The organism is Acidobacteriota bacterium (assembly GCA_022340665.1).
Classification (GTDB): Bacteria; Acidobacteriota; Thermoanaerobaculia; order Thermoanaerobaculales; family Sulfomarinibacteraceae; genus Sulfomarinibacter.
In genome coordinates this window covers 1-19,603 of the sequence record JAJDNM010000092.1, presented here as the reverse complement: position 1 = coordinate 19,603, position 19,603 = coordinate 1, and the positions used below count along the sequence as shown (strand labels likewise).

Here is a 19,603-nt window from a genome sequence, read left to right as displayed (position 1 = left end):
TCGGCATCGGCCGTGCGCTGGGCGTGCTGACCAACATCACCTGGGACCGTGCCCTCGGCTATCCGATCGAGCGCCCGAAGTCGGTCACGACTGCGATGCTCGAAGAGTCGGCCGGCATCAAATAACGAACATTCGCTTCGCGAATTCTGGGGGCGCCCTTGCGGGCGCCCTTTTTCTAGGGCTGTCGGCCTCGCCCGCCGCGGTTTACAACCGCGGCAACGCATCCTCGGGCCTCCGGTTCTCCGAAAGCGAGCTCTCGTCGACCCGTCGGCCCCCGTCTGCTGCGCGCCTGCGGCGGGCGGCCGCCCACCTTCCTGTCATCTCGACCGAGCGAAGTTGGTTGCCAATCTCGGTACGCTCGACCCCTCCTTGTCATCCCGACCGAGCGAAGCGAGTGGAGGGATCTGTGGATATCGCGCATCCATAAGTCTGTTTTTCCTCGCGCCGATCCCGGACCTGGGAGCCGCGCTTTGCTTGTCGGCATCGTCGGAACGATCACGAGATCAGTTCCTCCTCGCTCCAGTCGGAGAATCGCGCTCAGAGGCCCAACCTCGGCGCGACACGAAATCTCCGCCTGAGCTCCGATTTCGTGTTGGAGCGATCGCATCGGTGGAGACCCGAGACCGGCGTGGCGCCTGCGGCGCCCGCGTTCTCAGCCTGCCGGTCCTCCGAGAGCAGGCTCTCGTCGGCCCGCCACTCCTCGCCCGCCCGCTGTCGCTTCCGGGCTCCTGCTGCGGTCCGCGATACGCCGCAATCTGGCGTCCGCATACGGACGCGATCTCGCAACGTCTCGTGGCCCTCGCAACGAAGCCCTTCACTCCGGCGGGCGCCGATGGACGCCGGACAGCTGGCAGCATCATATGGACAACAGGGGAGACCGTTCGATCAAGGCTGCCAGACCGGCACTCGTCTCTCGATACTGGATACTCGATCTGCCCACCCACCCCTTGACAGATCAGCCTGACGATTTATCGATTCGTTGAATCGAGCATCGAGCATCGAGCATCGAGCATCGAGCATCGAGCATCGAGCATCGGGGGGGCGGACCGGATTTCCGAATTCCTCAATCCGAATTCGTCACTCTTCTTCGCCGCTGCCCTCCATCTTCGCGACGTACATCTTGGCGAACTCGTAGGGGTTCTCCAGCTTGATCTCGCGCGCAATCTGATGGACGTGGCCCCGGACGAAGGCGATTGCGGGCAGCGCGGCGAAGTCCTCGTTTTCGATTTGCTCGAGGATCGCGATATTGATCTTCGTTTCGGCCGCGATCTGGTGCAGGGTGAAACCCCTCGCGCGCCGATGGTGGCGCAGGTGCTCGCCCGGAAGGAGCGCGGGGTCCGGAGCATCGGGGATCGGTGCGGGGACGCTTTCCTTTGGCGCGGCCACCGGCGGGGCCATCGCCGGATCGGGAGCCACGGGTTCGGATTCCAGAATTCGCTCGTATGCCTCGTCGATTTTGGTGACTATCTCCGCGCGCTCCTCCGCGTCCAGGAGATTGTAGGTCGCGAGTTCGGTTGGCTCGTAGAGGGCCTTTCGCTGGCGGTAGGCCCGTTTCACCTGGCCGAGATCGGCCCCGGGCTCGAGGCCGAGAATCTCCCAGTCCTCCGGTCGAGCGCTCATGACGCCCTCGGGCGAGCGTAGGTGAGTTTGTCGACGACGGATTTCACCGCGCCGACGAAGGGGATTTCGGTGAAGTATTCGGAAGCCGGCTTCTGTTCGACCACCGACCTGTGGACCAGCTTGTCATTGGGCAGCGAACCGAGGTACTGGAGGCGGATGCCGAAGTAGTCGCGGCACGCGGTGACCATGTCCTCGCCGAGGCGCTCGTGTTTGGGGTGATCGGCGCGGTTGACGATCAGCCCCGGGCGGAACGCACTGGCCTCTGCGACCAGCGCCGCACCGACCTCCGGATCGACCGCCCAGACCTGGGTGATCAGATCCCGCGGCGTCTTCACCTTGGCGCGCGCGCTGCCGTTCATCACCTCTTTGATCGCCGCCTTGACCTGGGGCCTCGGTTTGGCGCGTTTGAGCTTGCGGAAGAAGGCCGCCTTGAGGAAATGATAGGCGTTTTCGACCGACGTCGGCTCGGGCACAACCACCAACACGCCCTTGCGCGCGACCAGAAAGAAGTCCAGCACGTTGAAGCTGGTTCCGGCTCCGAGATCGAGAACCACGTGGTCGACTTCCAGGTCGTTGATGTGGCGCAACAGCTTGGCCTTTTGCCCGAAGTTCGGGTTGGCCATCTCGACCAGCGCCTTCGCACCCGAGACCAGCCAGACGTTGTCGATCGGCGTTGGAGTCATGATTTCGCCCAGCGAGTTCACCCGTTTCGAAATGAAGTCCGAGAGGTTCGCTTTCGGGCTCGGCACGCCGAGCAGGGTGTGGAGGTTGGCGCCTCCGAGGTCGGCGTCGATAAGCGCTACCCTGGTGTCCGGTCCGGCGATAGCCGCCGCGACATTGGTGGCGATGACAGATTTGCCGATCCCGCCCTTGCCGCCGCCGATCGCCCAGACGCGCGGGCGTCTCTTGCGTTTATCAGGTATCGGCTCGGTCATCTCCAGCCACCGCTTCCATTCGCCGGCTCGGAGCACGAGCAATCGGATGAACCGGTGATGCGTGTGACCCTCGTCATTTCAGACAGTCTAGCATCGCGGCCACCATGTGCTCCTCATGAAGAGTTTGAGAATTGGAGGCCAGACGGTCGCGTCTTTTGCTTCGTATACAGGTGGAATTCTGCAAAGGGAATTCGGGTTTTTACGAGGTACAGGACATCGTCGAAAAATGGTCCAAATCCGCAGCCCATGGAGTGAGATGAAGCACCACCGCCGAAATACGTCCCGCCGAAATGGCGGCACCAACCACCGGCGCCATATCCGGTCGGAACCGCCGCTCCGCGCGGCGAGCCTCTCGAGCCCGATATTCGTCGAAAGCTGGAACGGCGGATCGCCGCTCAACTGGGTCGAGTTCATGGGCCGCTGGGAAGCCACCCGCGTCGATCACCACCCTCCTGAGCAGGACGATTGATCGATCACCTCCGCAGAGAGAGCCTATAAACGTTTGAACGTTGAACGTTGAACGTTGAACGTTCTAACGTTCGAACGTTCTAACCCTGCCTTTTGGCACGGGTGTTGCTTGAAATGTCGTACGGCGTCGGATGAGGCGCTTATACTCCTGACAGGAGCAACCATGCGAATTCAAACGCGATTATTCCTGGGTACGGCAGCGCTGGTTCTGGCGCTGATGGCCATCCAGTGGTGGATCTATGCGCGCCAGCTGCGGTCCATCGAGGACGAGGTTACGCGGGTGGCGACGACGGTCGGCACCAGCGTGCTGTCGGCTGAAAGGGAGATGTTCGGCGGCCTGGTGATGGGCTCCGGCGAGGATCTCTGGGTCGATGTCGATGCCGATTTGCTCGCCGACTCGGGGGAGGAGGGGACCAAGGCCGCACAGGGCGAGGACGAAAAGGACCAATACAGCTTCGTGATGGTTCACGATCCGGCGGCGGAGCACGTCGAGCACGACGAGAAGAGGGTGATTCGAAGAGAATTTGCCAGGCCAGTCGGCGACGAGAGCTCGAAGAAGATCGAGTGGGTCGTGGAAACGAAGCAAATCGGTGGGCACGCTGACGCGACAACCGGCGAGAGTGCTCAACACATGGCGCAGGCCGAGCAGGCGCCGATAGACGTGAAAGTCCGTAAGCTGGTGGTCGGTGTCGAGCCCGGTGACGTGAGGCACGAGAGATTCCTGGTCGTGAGCGAGGATGACGATACGGTGCATCGCATTCCGATTCCGGTGTCGCCGGCGGTCCAGGCGGTACGGGAGACCATGCGAGAGGCGGCCGCGATGGGAGGGGTGTTGCTGATCGTCGGTCTGGTCGGCTCCGCCGTTCTGTCCCGACGACTCACCCGACCGCTGCGTTCCCTGGCTGACGGCGCGGAGGCACTCGGCAGCGGCGAGTTCGGTGTCCAGGTGCCGGTCTCTGCGGCCGGCGAGGTTGGAGACCTGCAGCGGGCGTTCAACTCGATGTCGGCACGGCTCGCCGAGCTCGAGGCTCAGCGCGAGCGATGGCAGGAGCGAGAGCACCTGGCGCAGCTCGGCGACCTTTCGCGGGGGCTCGCTCACACCCTCAGGAACCCTCTCCACACCCTGGGCCTGGCCGTCGAGGAGCTCGCATCGAGCGGCCAGGATGGTCAGGACCTGGTCGCCACCTCGCGCGCACAGATTCGGAGAATCGACCGCTGGTTGAGGTCATTTCTCGCCCTCGGCGCGGAGGAATTGGCCGAGCCCGAGGCGACCGACCTCGGAGCTCTGGTGCGGGCAGTCATATTGGAGTCGGTACAACAGGGAGCAGATGTCAGGGTGCAAGGCGGCGATGAGGCGGTACCTGTGCGGGTGGTGCCGGGAGCGGTCCGCGCCGCTCTCAGCAATCTGATCGAGAACGCGACCGAGGTGTCGCCGGCGGAGGAACCCGTGGAGGTCTCCCTCGAGGTCGAAGACGGACAGGCAGTGGTCAGTGTGGTCGACGGAGGTCCGGGGCTGCCGAAGGCCGTCAAGGAACGGCTCTTCTCGCCGCACGTCACGACCAAGGTGGGCGGCTCGGGGATGGGTTTGTTTCTCGCCAGGCAGCTGGTCGTCGGCATGCACGGCGGCTCGCTCGAGATTGTCGATGGCGCCGATGGCGGCACTGTCGCGACGATTCGGCTGCCGTTGACGGGATCCTCGGAAGAGCCGGGAGACGAGACAGGTGAGTAAGGGTGTGTCCGTTCTGTTGGTCGAGGACGAGGCCGCCCAACGCAAGCTGATCGCGGAGATTCTCGCCCGCGAAGGGCACGAGGTGCGTGAAGCGGGAACCGTCGACGAGGCGCTCGACGAGATCTCCCAGGCGGTCCCGGATCTCATCCTCTGCGACTGGCGAATGCCCGGTGGCAACGGGGGAGAGCTGCTCGACGAGGTGCGTGCGCGCGCCCTCGGATGTGCGTTTATCGTGATGACGGCCTACGGATCGATCTCGCATGCGGTAGACGCCATCCGGCGGGGTGCGGACGATTACCTCGGCAAACCATTCGAGCGGGACGCTCTCCTGCTTGCCGTGCAGCGTGTGCTGCGAACTCGCAGGTTGGAGCGGGAGAACCGTGAGCTCCGCGAGGTCCTGAGAGAGGGTGACGGTTTCGGCGAGCTGATCGGTCGATCAGAGGTGATGCGGACGCTCTACCGAACGATCGAGAAGGTGGCCGCGACCGATGCCACGGTGCTGGTAACCGGTGAGTCGGGGACCGGGAAAGAGCTGGTGGCGCGCACTCTTCACCGCTCGAGCCGAAGGGCGGAACGTCCGTTCGTTGCGGTCAATTGCGCCGCTATTCCGGAGACCCTGATCGAGAGCGAGCTCTTCGGCCACGAAAAAGGAGCGTTCACGGGAGCTCACCGGCGTCGGGAAGGGCGGTTCGAAGAGGCCGACGGCGGGACCATTTTCCTCGACGAGATCGCCTCCATGCCGCTGCCTCTACAGGCGACCCTGCTGCGGGTGCTGCAGGAGCGCCGGTTTTCCCGGGTCGGCGGCAGCGGTGAAGTCGGTTGTGATGTCCGGGTGATTGCCGCATCGAATCGAGATCTGCCGGCGATGGTAGCCGAAGACGCGTTTCGCGAAGACCTCTTCTATCGGCTCAACGTTGTGCCGATCGAGCTTCCGCCGCTGCGAGACCGGATGGAGGACGTACCACTCCTGGCGGCGGCGTTTCTCGATCAAGCCTCGGCGCGGCATGGCATCGAGGTGCGGTCCCTTCCACCAGACGTGCTGCGATTGTTGATGGAGCACGGCTGGCCGGGCAACGTCCGCGAGCTCGCCAACGCGGTCGAGCGCCTGGTGCTGCTGGCCGAGAACGGCCGGCCGAGCAGCGAAGATCTTCCGACCGAGATGCGCCGGGCCACGGCCGGTCGGGGCGACTGTCCTTTCAGCCTGCCGGCCGACGGGCTCGTCTGGGAGCAGGTGGAGAAAAGCATGATGCGGCAGGCCATGGAGAGGGCGCAGGGCAACCGTGCCGCTGCCGCTCGCCTGATGGGTCTGGGTTACAAGGCGTTCCTCTACCGGCTCGAGAAGCACGGGATGAGTGGCCCGCATTCATCATGATTCTTCTGCTGCAAGGCGCGATTTACTGCGCGTGGTTCCGCTTTCTCGATTCGCTCGCTCGACGTACCTCAAGTACGCCTCCGCTCGCTCATCCTGCGAAATCGAAACCACGCATGTACCTCGCGCCTTTCGCGACGAATTCTCATGAATAATGCGAGCTGGGCGGGGGAGAATCTCCTGAAATGGGGAGTTGATCTCCGCATATCGGTAGACTGGGGGATGACAGGGGCCCGAATACCCTGGCACGGCGATTGCTGTACGGATGAATTGACATACGGCTGCGCGAACCGATCGGCGGCCAATCCATGAGGGAGGCAAGAATGAAGCTCGATAGCTGGACTCGATACCTGGTGGCGGCGGCGTTGATCCTGGTGGTCGGAGCGGTCTGGGTGTTGGCCGAAGAAACCACCATGAAGGTCGAAGTGCGCAGTGACAACGGACAGGAGCTGACCATCGATGTGAACGGGGTCAAGGAGGTGGTCACTCTCGATGACCTCGGAGAAGGCGAGGAACGCACCTTCGACGTCGGCGGGCACGAGATCAATGTCAAGCGGGAAGGCGACCGGTTGCTCCTGGTTGGTGAAGACGGCCACCATGAACGGTTCTGCGCGACCGTGGCCGACGGCGGCCCGCATCAGGAGCGACACATCGTGATCAAGAAGGTCGGCGAAGGGGAGGACTTCGATGTGGACGCCAACGTGATGTTCGTCGGCGAGGGCGATCAAACGATGGTCTTTCACGGCGAAGGACACCCCGATCACGATGTCTTCGTCCTCAAGAATGAGAACGGTGAGATCGACATCGAAGCTCTCGAGGAGAAGTTTGGTGAGGATTTCGAGGAGTTCTACACCACGGACGGTGCCCACGTCATGAAGTGGGTGGATGATGGCGAGGGAGAGCCGATCGTCATCGAGCGGCTCGGCCATCACGGACATGGTGATTTCGTGACCTATCGCTGTGAGGAGACCGGCTCGATGCTGACGGTCAAGGCGGCGGACGGACTCCTCGACGACTACATCGATCCGGTCACCGGCTGCGTGATGAAAAAGGTCGAACATGCCGGCGTCCACGTGATCAAGATCCGCGAGGAGAAGGTGATCGAGGACGAATAAAAGGACTTTAGGAATAACAGAACTGATTGAGGGCGAGGGGTTTATCCCCTCGCCTTCTTTTCTCAAATCTGCCTGATCGACGGCGGTAGAACAACGCCTCCATGACCTCCTTGGAAGTCGTTGACCTCAGTGTCAAAATCGCAGCGCGTAGTCCGCGCCTGAAACGCCAAGGTACTCAGGAGGAAATGGGACGAGTAGCGGAAATCCATGCGCGATGGAGGTGACCGATGCAGAGACCGACGGTTGTCGATCGGCCTCGGTTCCGCGCGTATGGTCGTCGACACATCGACCGCCTTCCAGAGATGCGCCACCTCTCCACCGAACAGCGAATCGCCCTCAAGACCGCCTCGACGGTGCTGCCGTTCAGGGTCAACCAGTACGTATTGCGTGAGCTCATCGATTGGGATGATATTCCGAACGATCCCATCTACCAGCTGACCTTTCCGCAGGCCGGGATGCTCGAGCGCGCTGATTTTCTGCGGCTCGAGGACCTGGTGGTTCGGGGAGAGGAGGGTGAGCGGCTGCACCGCCTGGTGCGCGATATCCACGTACGGATGCATCCGAACCCTTCCGGACAGAAGACCCTCAACGTCCCCAGGGTCGACGGCGAGCGAGTTCTGGGCTGCCAGCACAAGTACCGCGAGACGGTGCTCTTCTTCCCAGTCCAGGGGCAGACCTGCCACGCCTACTGCACCTACTGCTTCCGCTGGGCGCAGTTCGTCGGCGTCAAGGACTTCAGGTTCGCGGCGAGAAACGTCCACGACCTCGTCCGCTATCTCACCGAGCATGATGAGGTGACCGACGTTCTGGTCACCGGCGGTGATCCGATGCTCATGAACGCCGGACTCCTGCGTAGGACGATCGAACCGCTCCTCGACCCCGCGCTCGATCACGTCCAGTCGATTCGGATCGGCACCAAGTCGCTCTCTTACTGGCCCTACCGATACCTCTCGGATCGCGATGCCGATGAGGTCTTGCGCCTCTTCGAAGAGATTGGTGCCCGAGGTCGTCAGCTGGCCTTCATGGCCCACTTCAGCCATCCGCGGGAGTCGGAGACCCGAGAGGTGGAGAGGGCGGTGCGCCGAATTCTCGACACCGGCGCGGTAATCCGCACTCAGGCACCGATCATGCGCCACATCAACGACCGACCCGAGATCTGGACCGAGATGTGGCGGCGCCAGGTGGCCCTCGGGGCGGTGCCCTACTATTTCTTCATCGAGCGGGATACGGGCCCGAAGCAGTACTTCCAGGTGCCGCTCGCCAGGGCGATCCGCATCTTCGCTTCCGCCATTTCCGAGGTGTCCGGACTCGCCCGCACTGTTCGCGGGCCGTCGATGTCGGCAACTCCGGGAAAGGTCCTGGTCGATGGTGTCGCGACCATCCAGGGTGACCGGGTCTTCGTCCTCAAAATGGTCCAGGCCAGGGACCCGGAGTGGGTCAACCGCGTGTTCTTCGCGCACTTCGATTCCCAGGCGACCTGGCTGGATGATCTCCAGCCGGCCTTCGGCGGACATCAGTTCTTCTTCGAGCCGTACATCCGGGCGATGCTCGAGGGACAGTGGGAGCCGGAGTGGGCGCGGGCTGGAGACGAGGACGAGGAGATGACGGCGTAGGCCTCCCGCCCAACCACCCAATTTGGAATTAGGAATTCGGAATTAGGAATTCCCGTCCGCCCGCCCGCCGTCACACGTGCAGAGGAGACGAGGGGAAATGGGGAACCGCGTCACTGCCCCTCTGCCCCTCTTCGCGGGAGGGTGGGTGGGAACTCAAAATTCAAAATTCAAAATTATTGAATGCGGTGTGCGGGTAGAATGTCGCCGGAATGGCCGGCCGGGAGGGGCGAGCATGAGTGCCGATCTGAAGTCCAAATGTGTTCTGGTGACCGGGGCGTCGAGTGGTATCGGTCGCGCATGTGCGGAGGCATTCGCTGCCCACGGCTGTCGGCTGCTGATCGCCGCCAGGCGGCTCGACCGGCTTGAAGAGCTGGCCCAATCCATGCGGCAACATCACGGTGTCGAGGTCCTGTCCACGGCGCTGGATGTGCGCAACCGCGATGCGGTCGAGGGGTGGATCGGCGATCTGCCAGGAGAGTGGCGTGAAATCGATATTCTGGTCAACAACGCCGGCCTCGCTCGAGGCCTCGCCCCCCTTCACGATGGCGAGGTCGAGGACTGGGAGGAGATGATCGACACCAACCTCAAGGGGTTGCTCTACGTTACGCGGGTCGTCGCCAAGCAAATGGTGGACCGGGGCCAGGGTCACGTCATCAACATCGGGTCGATCGCCGGTCACGAGGTCTACCCGGGGGGCAACGTCTATTGCGCGTCGAAGCACGCGGTCACCGCCGTCAGCCGTGCGCTGGGCATCGACTTGCTCGGAACCGGCGTTCGCGTGTCCTCGGTCGACCCGGGGATGGTGGAGACCGAGTTTTCGTTGGTCAGATTCCACGGCGATTCCGCTCGAGCGGACGGGGTGTACCAAGGCCTCGAGCCGCTCAGCGGGGAGGATGTGGCCGACGCGGTCGTCTTCTGCGCCACCCGACCTCCGCATGCGAATGTCCGCGAGATGATCCTGATGCCAACGGCGCAGGCGGCTGCTGTCTTCGCCCACCGGACGGAACAGGGGTGAAACGCGCTCTCCTGATGGCGTCCGGCGCCAACCGGGGCGCCTACTACGCGGGATTTCTCGGGCCCCTGCAGGAGGCCGGCGTCGAGTTCGATTTGATGGCGGGAGTGTCGGCCGGGGGCATCGCCTCGGCCTGGTTCGCGGCCGGCGATCCCGAGGCGCTGATCGACTCCTGGCGCCAGGCTGATCCGTGGCGCATTGCTCCGCATCCCTGGTTGTCGTTCGGCAGGCTTCGAACCGTGGATGGCCTGATTCAAACGATCACCCTGCAGACGATGGACGTTCGAGCTGCCAGGACGTCCGAGGCCGAGGTCGTAGTGGCGACGGCTAGGGTGGTGGGTCCGGGCTGGCCGCTGCCGAGGTTCGAGCCAGCCTTCCTGTCGAACCGGCAAGCGGGGGACGACCGGGCCTTCGGCCTGATGCTTCGCGCGACGGCGTTCGTTCCCTACATCAACGGGTTCAGGGAAGCAGTGACGATCGACGGTGAGCGACACATGGACGGCGGCCTGATTCACCGGGTTCCGCTCGACGTGATCCCCGAGGGGCGATTCGATGAGATCTGGATCGCGGCCTGCTCGCCGAACGGGCTCCGCGAGCTTCGGCAGGAGCTCGCGCGAAAGCACCGCGCCGAGCGACTCGTGGTCATCACTCCGACGCAACCCCTCCCGGTCGGTCGCTGGACGATGGAGTGGGCGAGGATTCGCCAAGCGATCGAGCTTGGTCGCCTTGATATCGAAAGCGCTATCGAGCAGGCCGCGTCGACTGACACGAGCATCTTCGTCGGTGCTGCTGCATTCACGGTTCCCGCCCATTAGGTGCGCGAGGGGCATCGGCGACACCGAAACGTTCAACGTTGAACGTGAAACGTTGAACGTTAAACATCCAGCATCCAGCATCCAGCATCCAGCATCCAGCATCGAACATCGGGTGGGAGGGTGGGAGTACAATCCCACCATGAACCTCCAGACGAAATCCATCGTTCGCAACGTGGATGTCGAGGGTCCACGTTCCATCACCAGCTACAACCCGGCCACCGAAGAGGAGATCGCGACCGTCTCGGCTCTCGACGGTGACGGGGCGATCGACGCGGTGCGCGCCGCCAAGGAAGCGTTTCCCGGATGGGCGACAACCCCCGTGGCCGAGCGTCAGAGGCTGATACGTCGCTGGATGGACATCATGGTCGACGAGCGTGACGAGCTCGCGCGGCTGGTTTCGACAGAGGGGGGAAAACCGATCACCGAAGCCAGACTGGTAGACATTTTTCCCGGTCTGGAGGCCCTTTCCTATTACTCGAAGATGCTGCCGAAGCTGCTGGCCTTCAAGCCGGTCAGTCCTTACCAGCTCCTGTTCGCTCATTGGCAGGCGGGCTATCGCTTCGATCCCCTGGGAGTGATGGCAGTCATCACGCCGTGGAACTACCCGGTGGGCATCCCGATGAACGAGATCGTGCCGGCGGTCGGCGCCGGCAACACGGTGGTTTTCAAACCGGCCTCGGCGACGATGCTGATCGGTCTGAAGCTGGGTGATATGGCGCGGCGGGCGGGATTTCCGCCCGGGGTGATCAACACGGTTGCCCTGCCCGGTTCGGCGACCGACGTGGTGCTCGATCACCCGGACGTCGTCAAGGTGCTCTTCACCGGATCGGTCGACGTCGGTCGACACGTCGCCCGCCGCTGCGCAGAGCGACTGGTGCCGGCCCAGCTCGAGCTTGGCGGCAAAGATGCGGCGGTCATTGCGGCCGATGCTCACCTCGAGCGGACCGCTCGCGGCGTGGTGTGGGGTGCGTTCGTCAACAGCGGCCAGACCTGCGCCTCGATCGAGCGCGCATACGTCGAACGTCCGATCTACGACACGCTGCTCGCGAGGATCGTCGAGCTCACGAACGAGATCAAGATGGGAGATCCGTCCCGGCCCGACACCGATATGGGGCCATTGACCTCCAAGGGCCAGCTCGACATCGTGGCCCGCCAGGTCGAGGATGCGGTTGCCTCCGGTGCGCGCGCGCTGACCGGCGGAAGCAAGCCCGATGGGCCCGGGTACTTCTACCCGCCAACGGTGCTGGTCGACGTCAACGACGCAATGGAGGTCATGCGGGAGGAGACCTTCGGTCCTCTGCTGCCGGTGGTGCCGGTGGATTCCGTCGATGAGGGCATCCGTCGCGCCAACCAGTCACAGTTCGGACTCACCGCGTCGGGCTGGACCCGTTCGAGGGCGCTGGCGGCAAGGATGCAGCGCGAACTCGAGGCCGGCGTTGTCACGATCAACGACCACGCCGTGGCCTTCGTGGAGCAGACGGGCGTCTGGGGAGGTGTTCGTGAGAGTGGCATCGGGCGTGCCCACGGTGAATTCGGTTTCCACGAGCTGGTCAACGTCAAGTACGTGATGCGGGATCCCGGAACCGACGTAGCGATGCCGTGGTACTACCCTTACGATGAAGACTTCAAGCATTTCCTGCGAGCTGCCCTGCCGCTGCTCTACGGCAAGGATCTCGGCAGATTCGTGAATGTCTTTCCCCTCGCCCGGACCAGGCGGTTCTGGCAGCGCATGAGAAAATCCACGCTGTTGGCAAACCCGCACAAACTGTTTTAATTCTGCCTGCCGCGTTCGGAGGCGGCCGGCAAAATTAAGGGCTGAGGACCGTCAGCGCTATTCCGCAGGTATGCCCTCGACCAAGAGAACTTGATACCGATCGTGAGGAAATGGGTGGATCTCGGGCATTGCCGCGAAGAGCCAGCCCTCGTAATCGGCCATGCCCTCCTCGGAGATGACGACTCTCGCCGCCGGGTTCTGGGTTTCGGCCGAGCGGCTGGTGATGCCCCGCTCGTCCATCACGAAATCGGGGATGAAGACGTCGGCCGTCAGCGTCAAACCGCTGTCGCCGAGGGCGACCGTCTCTCCGAGGGCAACGTCGAAGATATTTCCTTCGCCGCTTTCCCTGCCGATGACATGAACCCTGATGCCGTTCCACGCAGCGGCGATCTCCGGGTCGAGGCCGATCTCGGTGTTGAGACCACCCATCATGCCGCCCATCGAGCCACCCATGGCAGTCGCATGAACGTCGTCGTCGGGTATCGTCTGGACCTCCGCCTGTTCGGGCTCGGTGCCCGCTCCACAAGCGGCGAATATGAGCGCGAGTGTTATCACGAGTAGTTGACGCATCATCGATCTCCTTCGGCGGAGGAGTATAGCTTGGACGGATTTCGGATTTGCTCGCGGCCTTCGGCCGCGGCGTCTATCCGCCATGAGCGGGTGGCCAATGGCCGGCCTCCTACCATCCTTCCTTCCCGGCCGTTGGCCACGCTCCGCTCCTGACGGACAGTGCCGGATTTCGGAATTCGGAATTCCTCCCACCCGCTCCCGTGTCATTTTGACCGAGCGAACGACGTGGGCGAGCTGCGAAATCTGTGGCAAAGTCAGGAGCGCATCTGTTGAGTTCTTCACAGATCCCTCCGCTCGGACCCTTCCGGTTTCGTGCTGCGCGTTTCGCCGGGACAAGCTGGGTCCTCACCGGTGCCACCCGTCTCATTGTCTTTGTCGCGTTTCCGTTGGGGGCGCGCCGGCGACAATGCGACGAGTGGCACCACGCACGCCGAAGCAAGACGCGAGAATGAGATTCGGTGGTTGCGACTTCGGGACCGCATCGCTAGCATTGGCGGGCCTTGGAGTCGGGGAGGGGCGCATGAATTCACTGGTCGAATGGGTGAGCGAGGCCATATACACCGTCAGCGGGATTGTCTGGGGGTGGCCGGCCGCGATGCCGCTTCTGGTCGTGCTGCTGGTGGGGACCGGCCTGGTCACGACGTTTCGCCTGGGGTGGATCCAGATACGGTATTTTCGTCACGGCCTGCGAGTCATTCGGGGCGAGTATGACGATCCGGAGCACGAGGGCGATCTCTCGCACTTCCAGGCGTTGACGACTGCGCTCTCGGCGACCGTCGGCATCGGCAACATCGCCGGTGTCGCGACCGCGATCCACTACGGCGGGCCGGGCGCACTCTTCTGGATGTGGGTGACGGCCGTCTTCGGAATGGCCCTCAAGTTCACCGAGTGCACACTGTCGATGAAGACCCGAATCATCCTGCCGGGCGGCTCGGCGGCCGGCGGTCCGATGTACTCGATCGAGAACGGCCTCGGTCCGAAGTGGAAACCGCTGGCGGTGGCGTTCGCCTGCTTCGCCGTAATCTCGTCCTTCGGTTCGGGCAACGCCGTCCAGTCCTTCACGGTCGCCGATCAGTTCCGCCAGGACCTCGGCGTGCCGACCTGGGTGACCGGCCTGATCCTCGCCACGCTGGTGGCGGCGGTCATCCTCGGCGGTATCCGGCGGATCGGCAGAGTGACCTCGAAACTGGTGCCGTTCATGGCCGCCTTCTACGTGGGCGCCGCATTCATTGTCCTCGTGCTCCACATTGATCAGGTGCCCGGCACGCTGGCCCTGATATTCACCTCCGCCTTCACACCGGCTGCCCAGATCGGGGGCTTCGCCGGCGGGACCTTCATCTTCATGCTCACCTGGGGCGTCAAACGGGGACTTTTCTCGAACGAGTCGGGCCAGGGCTCTGCGCCGATTGCCCATGCCGCCGCCAAGACCGACGAGCCGATACGCGAGGGCGTGGTGGCGATGATCGGCCCGTTCATCGACACCTTGCTCATCTGCACCATGACCGGTCTGGTGATCCTCATCTCGGGTGTCTGGAAGGAAAAACAGGAGCAGCAATTGCTGGTCAACGAGCAATCGGCAATCGTCGCGGTTGCCGGTGACGCCGATGTCCAACTCAACGGGGAGGTGCTCGGGCGCGATCTGGCGTCGGGCACGCTTTCGGTCCGCGACGGAAGGCCGGAAGGCTTCGCCCTGGTGCGCAATCACGCGCTGGTCGACGACCCGGAGCTCCTGGTTGCCGACGACCCGGTGTTGCTCAGAAACCTGCGGGCCTTCACCGGAAACCTCTCGCTCGACGAGGTGGCCGGTGGCAAGCTGGAAGAGGCGACGGTGGAGATTGAAGACGGCACATTCGGTGGCGTGCTCGTCATGCGCGGGCGGGCGATGCAGAACGGCTCGCCGCTCACTGCCTGGGCGTTCCGCGAGGGTCTCGGCGGGTTCGCGTTCGGCAACGGCCACCTGCTGGTGACGATGGCGGTGTTCTTCTTCGGGCTGTCGACCGCCATCAGCTGGTCCTACTACGGCGACCGGTCGATCCTCTACCTCGCCGGTCCCAGGTGGGTGATGCCCTATCGCGTGGTCTTCTGCATCGCCCACTTCCTCGGGGCGGTCTACTCGCTCGAGCTGGTGTGGGCGTTCGGTGACATGGCGCTGGGTCTGATGACCATCCCCAACCTGATCTCGATTCTGCTCCTCACAGGGCTCGTGAAGGGCTGGACGAAGGAGTACGCCGCCGAGGGCAAGCTGGAGCCTCCAGAGCGCTGAAGGTACCCACCCGCCCGCCCGATTCTGGATCCTAGATGCTGGATCCTGGATCCGCCCTCCCGCCCCGTGACGTTTTCTGAGGGGAATCTACGCTCCGGGTGCATCCAGCATCCAGCATCCAGCATCCAGCATCCAACATCCAACATCCAATATCCAACATCCACCACCAGAACATTTTCCCACGGAAAACATCCGGCAACTCAATCTCGACGACGACGGAGGGGACGATCGCTCGAACGGCATTCCTTCGACGCTACGACGACGGAAGAGGCGGGTCGAGATTTCTGGTCGATTCCCGACAATAACGCCGTTGTCAGCCAATTGAAGTTCGACCGCTCCAAATTCGGTCGATCAGACCTCAAGACGCCCCCGCCATTCGAGTCTTTTTTCGGCCTTGCCGTGTTCGCTTTCTGCAATTAGGTCGCATTCACAATGAGACATATATTTGAGAATCAGGCGAAATTCAGGGCTTTTTGTTGACAACGGAGAATTGGCCGCCGTACTGTGTTTTGGTCAAAAATGTGGGATAGGTTTTTTGTTGGTCCAACCGGAAAAATCCAAAGGAGGCCATGATGGGTAGGAGGGATGAGAGGTTTGGTGTGCCCGACGGTACCCCCCAGGAGGAGGGTCTCGGCCGAAGGGACTTCGTCAAGGCATGCATGATGGCAGCGGCCGCCGTCGGTCTTCCCGCGAGCACGGGGATCAAGTGGGCGGAGGCTGCCGAGGCAGGCCTGAAACCATCAGTGATCTGGCTCCACTTCCAGGAGTGCACGGGGTGCACGGAGTCCTTGCTCCGAACCTCTCATCCTGGCATCGCGGAGCTGATCCTCGACCTCGTCTCGCTGGATTACCACGAGACGCTCTTCGCCGCTGCGGGCTATCAGATCGAAGATGCCCTGCACACGGCGATGGAGGAGCACGCGGGCCAGTACGTCTGCGTGGTCGAAGGCGCGATCCCGAGAAAGGACGGCGGCATCTACTGCCAGATCGGTGGCCGGACAGCGATCGATATCCTCGAGGAGGTTGCCGGGAACGCGGCTGCGGTAATCGCGATCGGTTCCTGCGCCTCGTGGGGCGGCATCCCCTCGGCAGATCCGAATCCGACCGACGCCGCCGGAGCCCCTCAGATCCTCGAAGGCACGACGGTGGTCACCATTCCGGGCTGCCCGGCGAATCCGTACAACTTCCTCGGCACGGTTCTCCAGTTCGTTGCCCTGGGCTCTCTGCCGGCGCTCGATGACAAGGGCCGCCCGCTGTTCGCCTACGGCCGTACCATCCACGAGCACTGCCCGCGCCGTGCGCATTTCGACGCCGGTCGGTTCGCCCGTCAATTCGGCGACGAGGGTCACAGGCTGGGCTACTGTCTCTTCGCGCTCGGCTGCAAAGGACCGGAAACCCACGCCAACTGCTCGACGCTGAACTTCGGGGAGGTGCCGGGTGCCTGGCCGATCGGCATCGGCCATCCGTGCTTCGGTTGCACCGAGAAAGGTGTCGCCTTCAACAAACCGTTGCACCAGGAAGCAACGCTGCCCGAGAACGCCGTTCCGCCAATTCACCCGGACCATCGAGCCAGCCCGTCCGCAGCCGCAGCAGGCGTTGCCGGACTGGTTGGTGGCGCCGTGGTCGGCGCGGGTCTGATGGCCTCCAAGAAAATGGCGGAAGGGGGGAGCGAGGAGGAGTCGTCATGAGCATGGATCGACGAACTTTGCTGAAAGGAGCCGCCGTCGCAGGCGCCGGTACCGCGGTTTCGGCTGCGACAACAGCCGAGGCCTCGTCGACCCGGCCCGCCGCACCAGCGGACGCGGTCGGGATGCTCTACGACGCCACCCGTTGTATCGGCTGCCAGGCCTGCGTGACGGCGTGCAAGACGGCCAACAACCTCCCGGGAAACAGGTACGACCCGCCCAAAGATCTGGACGGGTACACCAAGAACATCATCAAGCTCTACGAGGGTGAGGGCGAGAAGTCCTACATGAAACAGCAGTGCATGCACTGCATCGACCCCGGCTGCGTCAATGCCTGCATGATCGGCGCCTTCAAGAAGCGCGAGTACGGCATCGTCACCTGGGACAAGGACCGCTGTATCGGCTGCCGCTACTGCCAGATTGCTTGCCCCTACAACATTCCGAAGTTCCAGTGGGACACGGCAGTACCGGAAATCGTCAAGTGCGAGCTCTGCAATCACATGCTGGCGCGCGGCGAGGAGCCGGGTTGCTGCCAGGCCTGCCCCAAGGAGGCGGTGATCTTCGGCACCTACGAAGAGCTGCTGGCGGACGCGCGGCAACGCATCGCGGATCACCCGGAACGCTACTACCCGGCTGGTGCACCGCAGATCTTCGGCGACACCGAGGGCGGCGGCACCCAGGTCCTGTACCTCGCCGATGTGGCGTTCGAGAAGCTCGGGCTGCCGGAGCTGGGTGACGAGGGTGTGGGAGTGGAGGCCCGGACCATCCAGCACGGCATCTATCGGGGGTTCATCGCGCCGGTCGCCCTTTACGGCATTCTCGGTGCGGTGCTGTGGCGCAACCGCCGCGTTTCGAAGAAGGAGGGGTCCGATGAGTGAGCATCACGCTGAACCAGTCGGCGGCCCCGTAATTTTCAATCGATTTACCCGTTTCCTCGTGATCTTCCTCGGCATCTGGGTCCTGATCCTGCTCTACCGGTTCCTGACCGGGATCGGAACGGTTTCGGGTCTGACCGACGGATACCCGTGGGGGATCTGGATCGCCTTCGACGTCGTCACCGGCACGGCGCTGGCGTGCGGTGGGTATGCGATCGCGATCCTCGCCTACATTCTCAACAAGGGCAAGTACCACCCGCTGGTGCGGCCTGCCCTTTTGACGAGTGCCCTCGGGTACTCGATGGCTGCGTTGGCAATCATCATCGACGTCGGTCGCTGGTGGGGGATCTGGCGCATTCCGCTCGGAGGGTTCCCCGACATGGGGAGCTACAACTGGAACTCGGCGCTGCTCGAAGTGGCGCTGTGCGTCATGGCCTACGTCGGCGTTCTGTGGATCGAGCTCGGTCCCGCCTTCCTCGAGAAGTGGAAGGCGACCTCGAGCAACGAATCGCTGATCAAGTTCGCCGAGTGGGGCCTCAAGTTCTATGACAAGTTCCTGATCTGGATCATTGCCCTCGGCGTGTTGCTCCCGACCATGCACCAGTCGTCGCTCGGGACCCTGATGCTGCTTGCCGGGCACAAGCTCCACGCCCTGTGGAACACCCCCTGGATTCCGCTGCTCTATCTCATCTCCTGCATCGGTATGGGCTATGCCGTCGTGGTGTGGGAGTCGGCGGTGTCGAGCAGGGTCTTCAAACGCCAGCGCGAGGACGAGATGCTGACCTCGCTCTCGGGCGCGATCGTCGTCGTCCTGGCGCTTTTCCTGCTGTTGCGGTTCGGAGACATCATCATCAGCGGCAAGACCGCGATGATGTTCACATCTGGAACCCTCAGCGTCGTGTTCTGGATCGAGATGGCTCTCTTCGCCATCCCGATGGTGATGTTGATTCGACCGCAATCACGCGCGAAGTTCATCACCATCTTCAGGGCATCGATGTTCATCATGCTGGCCGGTGGCATGTACCGCTTCGACACCTACCTGACCGCATTCAATCCGGGGGAAAACTGGTCGTACTTCCCGACGACCCTCGAGTTGCTGATCACGCTCGGCGTCATCGGATTCGAGATCTTCCTCTACATCTTCATTGTGAAACGCTATCCGATCCTGGGCGGCGCGACCGCCGTTCAGGTTCCAGCAACGGAAGGGAGGGCCTGATGGCCAGAATCACTGTTGACCCGATTACGCGCATCGAGGGTCATCTGCGCATCGACGTTGAGGTCGACCGGGGCAAGGTGCAGAACTCCTGGTCCTCGGGTCAGATGTGGCGCGGAATCGAGAAAATCCTCGAAGGACGGGATCCTCGTGATGCGTGGATCTTCACCCAGCGCATCTGCGGTGTGTGCACGACCGTGCACGCCATCGCCTCGGTGCGTGCGGTGGAGAACGCCCTCGGTATCAATCCGCCGCTCAACGCGCAGCTGATCCGCAATATCCTGATTGCGGCGCATGCGCTGCACGATCACATCGTCCACTTCTACCACCTGTCGGCCCTCGACTGGGTGGACGTGGTGTCGGCCCTGAAGGGGAACCCGGTTACAACAGCGAAGCTCGCGCAATCTCTGTCCCCGTGGCCCGGGAACGACGTCAAGACGCTCACCGCGGTCAAGGAGAAGGTCGCCGACTTCGTCTCCAAGGGCCAGCTCGGCATTTTCACCAACGGCTACTGGGGCCACCCGGCGATGGACCTGCCGCCGGACGT

At 63.1% G+C, this 19,603-nt stretch carries 16 protein-coding genes; 13 read left to right on the top strand and 3 right to left on the bottom strand.

Annotated elements, in window-relative coordinates; all coding sequences use genetic code 11:
* Positions 1 to 1,077: 1,077 nt before the first annotated feature.
* Both LJE93_11190 and LJE93_11185 read right to left on the bottom strand, forming a co-directional pair.
* Complete coding sequence (locus LJE93_11190) at positions 1,078 to 1,620, bottom strand: helix-turn-helix domain-containing protein (GenBank protein MCG6949467.1); 543 nt, start codon at positions 1,618 to 1,620, stop codon at positions 1,078 to 1,080.
* A complete protein-coding gene (locus tag LJE93_11185; GenBank protein MCG6949466.1) occupies positions 1,617 to 2,555 on the bottom strand; it encodes a P-loop NTPase in 939 nt (312 codons plus the stop codon). The genes LJE93_11190 and LJE93_11185 overlap by 4 nt, the downstream gene beginning before the upstream one ends.
* Positions 2,556 to 2,811: 256 nt before the next feature.
* On the opposite strand from LJE93_11185, the gene LJE93_11180 reads away from it, so the two are divergent.
* The 8 genes from LJE93_11180 (at position 2,812) to LJE93_11145 (ending at position 12,450) form a co-directional block, all read left to right on the top strand.
* Positions 2,812 to 3,024: a hypothetical protein gene (locus tag LJE93_11180; GenBank protein MCG6949465.1), complete on the top strand. Its 213-nt coding sequence runs from the start codon at positions 2,812 to 2,814 to the stop codon at positions 3,022 to 3,024.
* A gap of 162 nt (positions 3,025 to 3,186) precedes the next feature.
* Positions 3,187 to 4,752, top strand: a complete 1,566-nt coding sequence (locus tag LJE93_11175; protein MCG6949464.1) for a HAMP domain-containing histidine kinase — start codon at positions 3,187 to 3,189, stop codon at positions 4,750 to 4,752.
* Positions 4,745 to 6,124 carry a sigma-54 dependent transcriptional regulator gene (locus tag LJE93_11170; GenBank protein MCG6949463.1) on the top strand — a complete coding sequence of 460 codons (1,380 nt, stop codon included), beginning with the start codon at positions 4,745 to 4,747 and terminating at the stop codon, positions 6,122 to 6,124. Before LJE93_11175 ends, LJE93_11170 begins: the two co-directional genes overlap by 8 nt.
* A gap of 320 nt (positions 6,125 to 6,444) precedes the next feature.
* Positions 6,445 to 7,236: a hypothetical protein gene (locus LJE93_11165; protein ID MCG6949462.1), complete on the top strand. Its 792-nt coding sequence runs from the start codon at positions 6,445 to 6,447 to the stop codon at positions 7,234 to 7,236.
* Positions 7,237 to 7,463: 227 nt separating this feature from the next.
* Entirely contained in the window at positions 7,464 to 8,849 is a 1,386-nt protein-coding gene (locus tag LJE93_11160; protein MCG6949461.1) for a lysine 2,3-aminomutase, read from the top strand.
* A gap of 232 nt (positions 8,850 to 9,081) precedes the next feature.
* Positions 9,082 to 9,864 (top strand): SDR family oxidoreductase, encoded by a 783-nt coding sequence (locus tag LJE93_11155; GenBank protein MCG6949460.1) that lies wholly within the window; start codon positions 9,082 to 9,084, stop codon positions 9,862 to 9,864.
* Positions 9,861 to 10,676 carry a patatin-like phospholipase family protein gene (locus LJE93_11150; GenBank protein MCG6949459.1) on the top strand — a complete coding sequence of 272 codons (816 nt, stop codon included), beginning with the start codon at positions 9,861 to 9,863 and terminating at the stop codon, positions 10,674 to 10,676. Before LJE93_11155 ends, LJE93_11150 begins: the two co-directional genes overlap by 4 nt.
* 139 nt (positions 10,677 to 10,815) lie before the next feature.
* Positions 10,816 to 12,450, top strand: a complete 1,635-nt coding sequence (locus tag LJE93_11145; GenBank protein ID MCG6949458.1) for an aldehyde dehydrogenase family protein — start codon at positions 10,816 to 10,818, stop codon at positions 12,448 to 12,450.
* A gap of 57 nt (positions 12,451 to 12,507) precedes the next feature.
* Here the strand turns inward: LJE93_11145 and LJE93_11140 are convergent, their stop codons facing one another.
* Positions 12,508 to 13,020: a DUF2155 domain-containing protein gene (locus tag LJE93_11140; protein ID MCG6949457.1), complete on the bottom strand. Its 513-nt coding sequence runs from the start codon at positions 13,018 to 13,020 to the stop codon at positions 12,508 to 12,510.
* Between the two features lie 520 nt (positions 13,021 to 13,540).
* On the opposite strand from LJE93_11140, the gene LJE93_11135 reads away from it, so the two are divergent.
* From LJE93_11135 to LJE93_11115, 5 genes are all read left to right on the top strand, one after another.
* Complete coding sequence (locus LJE93_11135; protein MCG6949456.1) at positions 13,541 to 15,283, top strand: sodium:alanine symporter family protein; 1,743 nt, start codon at positions 13,541 to 13,543, stop codon at positions 15,281 to 15,283.
* A 572-nt stretch (positions 15,284 to 15,855) separates the two neighbouring features.
* Positions 15,856 to 16,971: a hydrogenase small subunit gene (locus LJE93_11130; protein MCG6949455.1), complete on the top strand. Its 1,116-nt coding sequence runs from the start codon at positions 15,856 to 15,858 to the stop codon at positions 16,969 to 16,971.
* Positions 16,968 to 17,846 carry a hydrogenase 2 operon protein HybA gene (gene hybA, locus LJE93_11125; protein MCG6949454.1) on the top strand — a complete coding sequence of 293 codons (879 nt, stop codon included), beginning with the start codon at positions 16,968 to 16,970 and terminating at the stop codon, positions 17,844 to 17,846. Before LJE93_11130 ends, hybA begins: the two co-directional genes overlap by 4 nt.
* The gene (hybB, locus tag LJE93_11120; GenBank protein MCG6949453.1) at positions 17,839 to 19,059 is read left to right on the top strand and encodes a Ni/Fe-hydrogenase cytochrome b subunit; all 1,221 of its coding nucleotides are present in this window, start codon (positions 17,839 to 17,841) and stop codon (positions 19,057 to 19,059) included. The genes hybA and hybB overlap by 8 nt, the downstream gene beginning before the upstream one ends.
* On the top strand, positions 19,056 to 19,603 hold a 548-nt coding region (locus tag LJE93_11115; protein MCG6949452.1), incomplete at its 3' end, for a nickel-dependent hydrogenase large subunit. The genes hybB and LJE93_11115, both read left to right, overlap by 4 nt.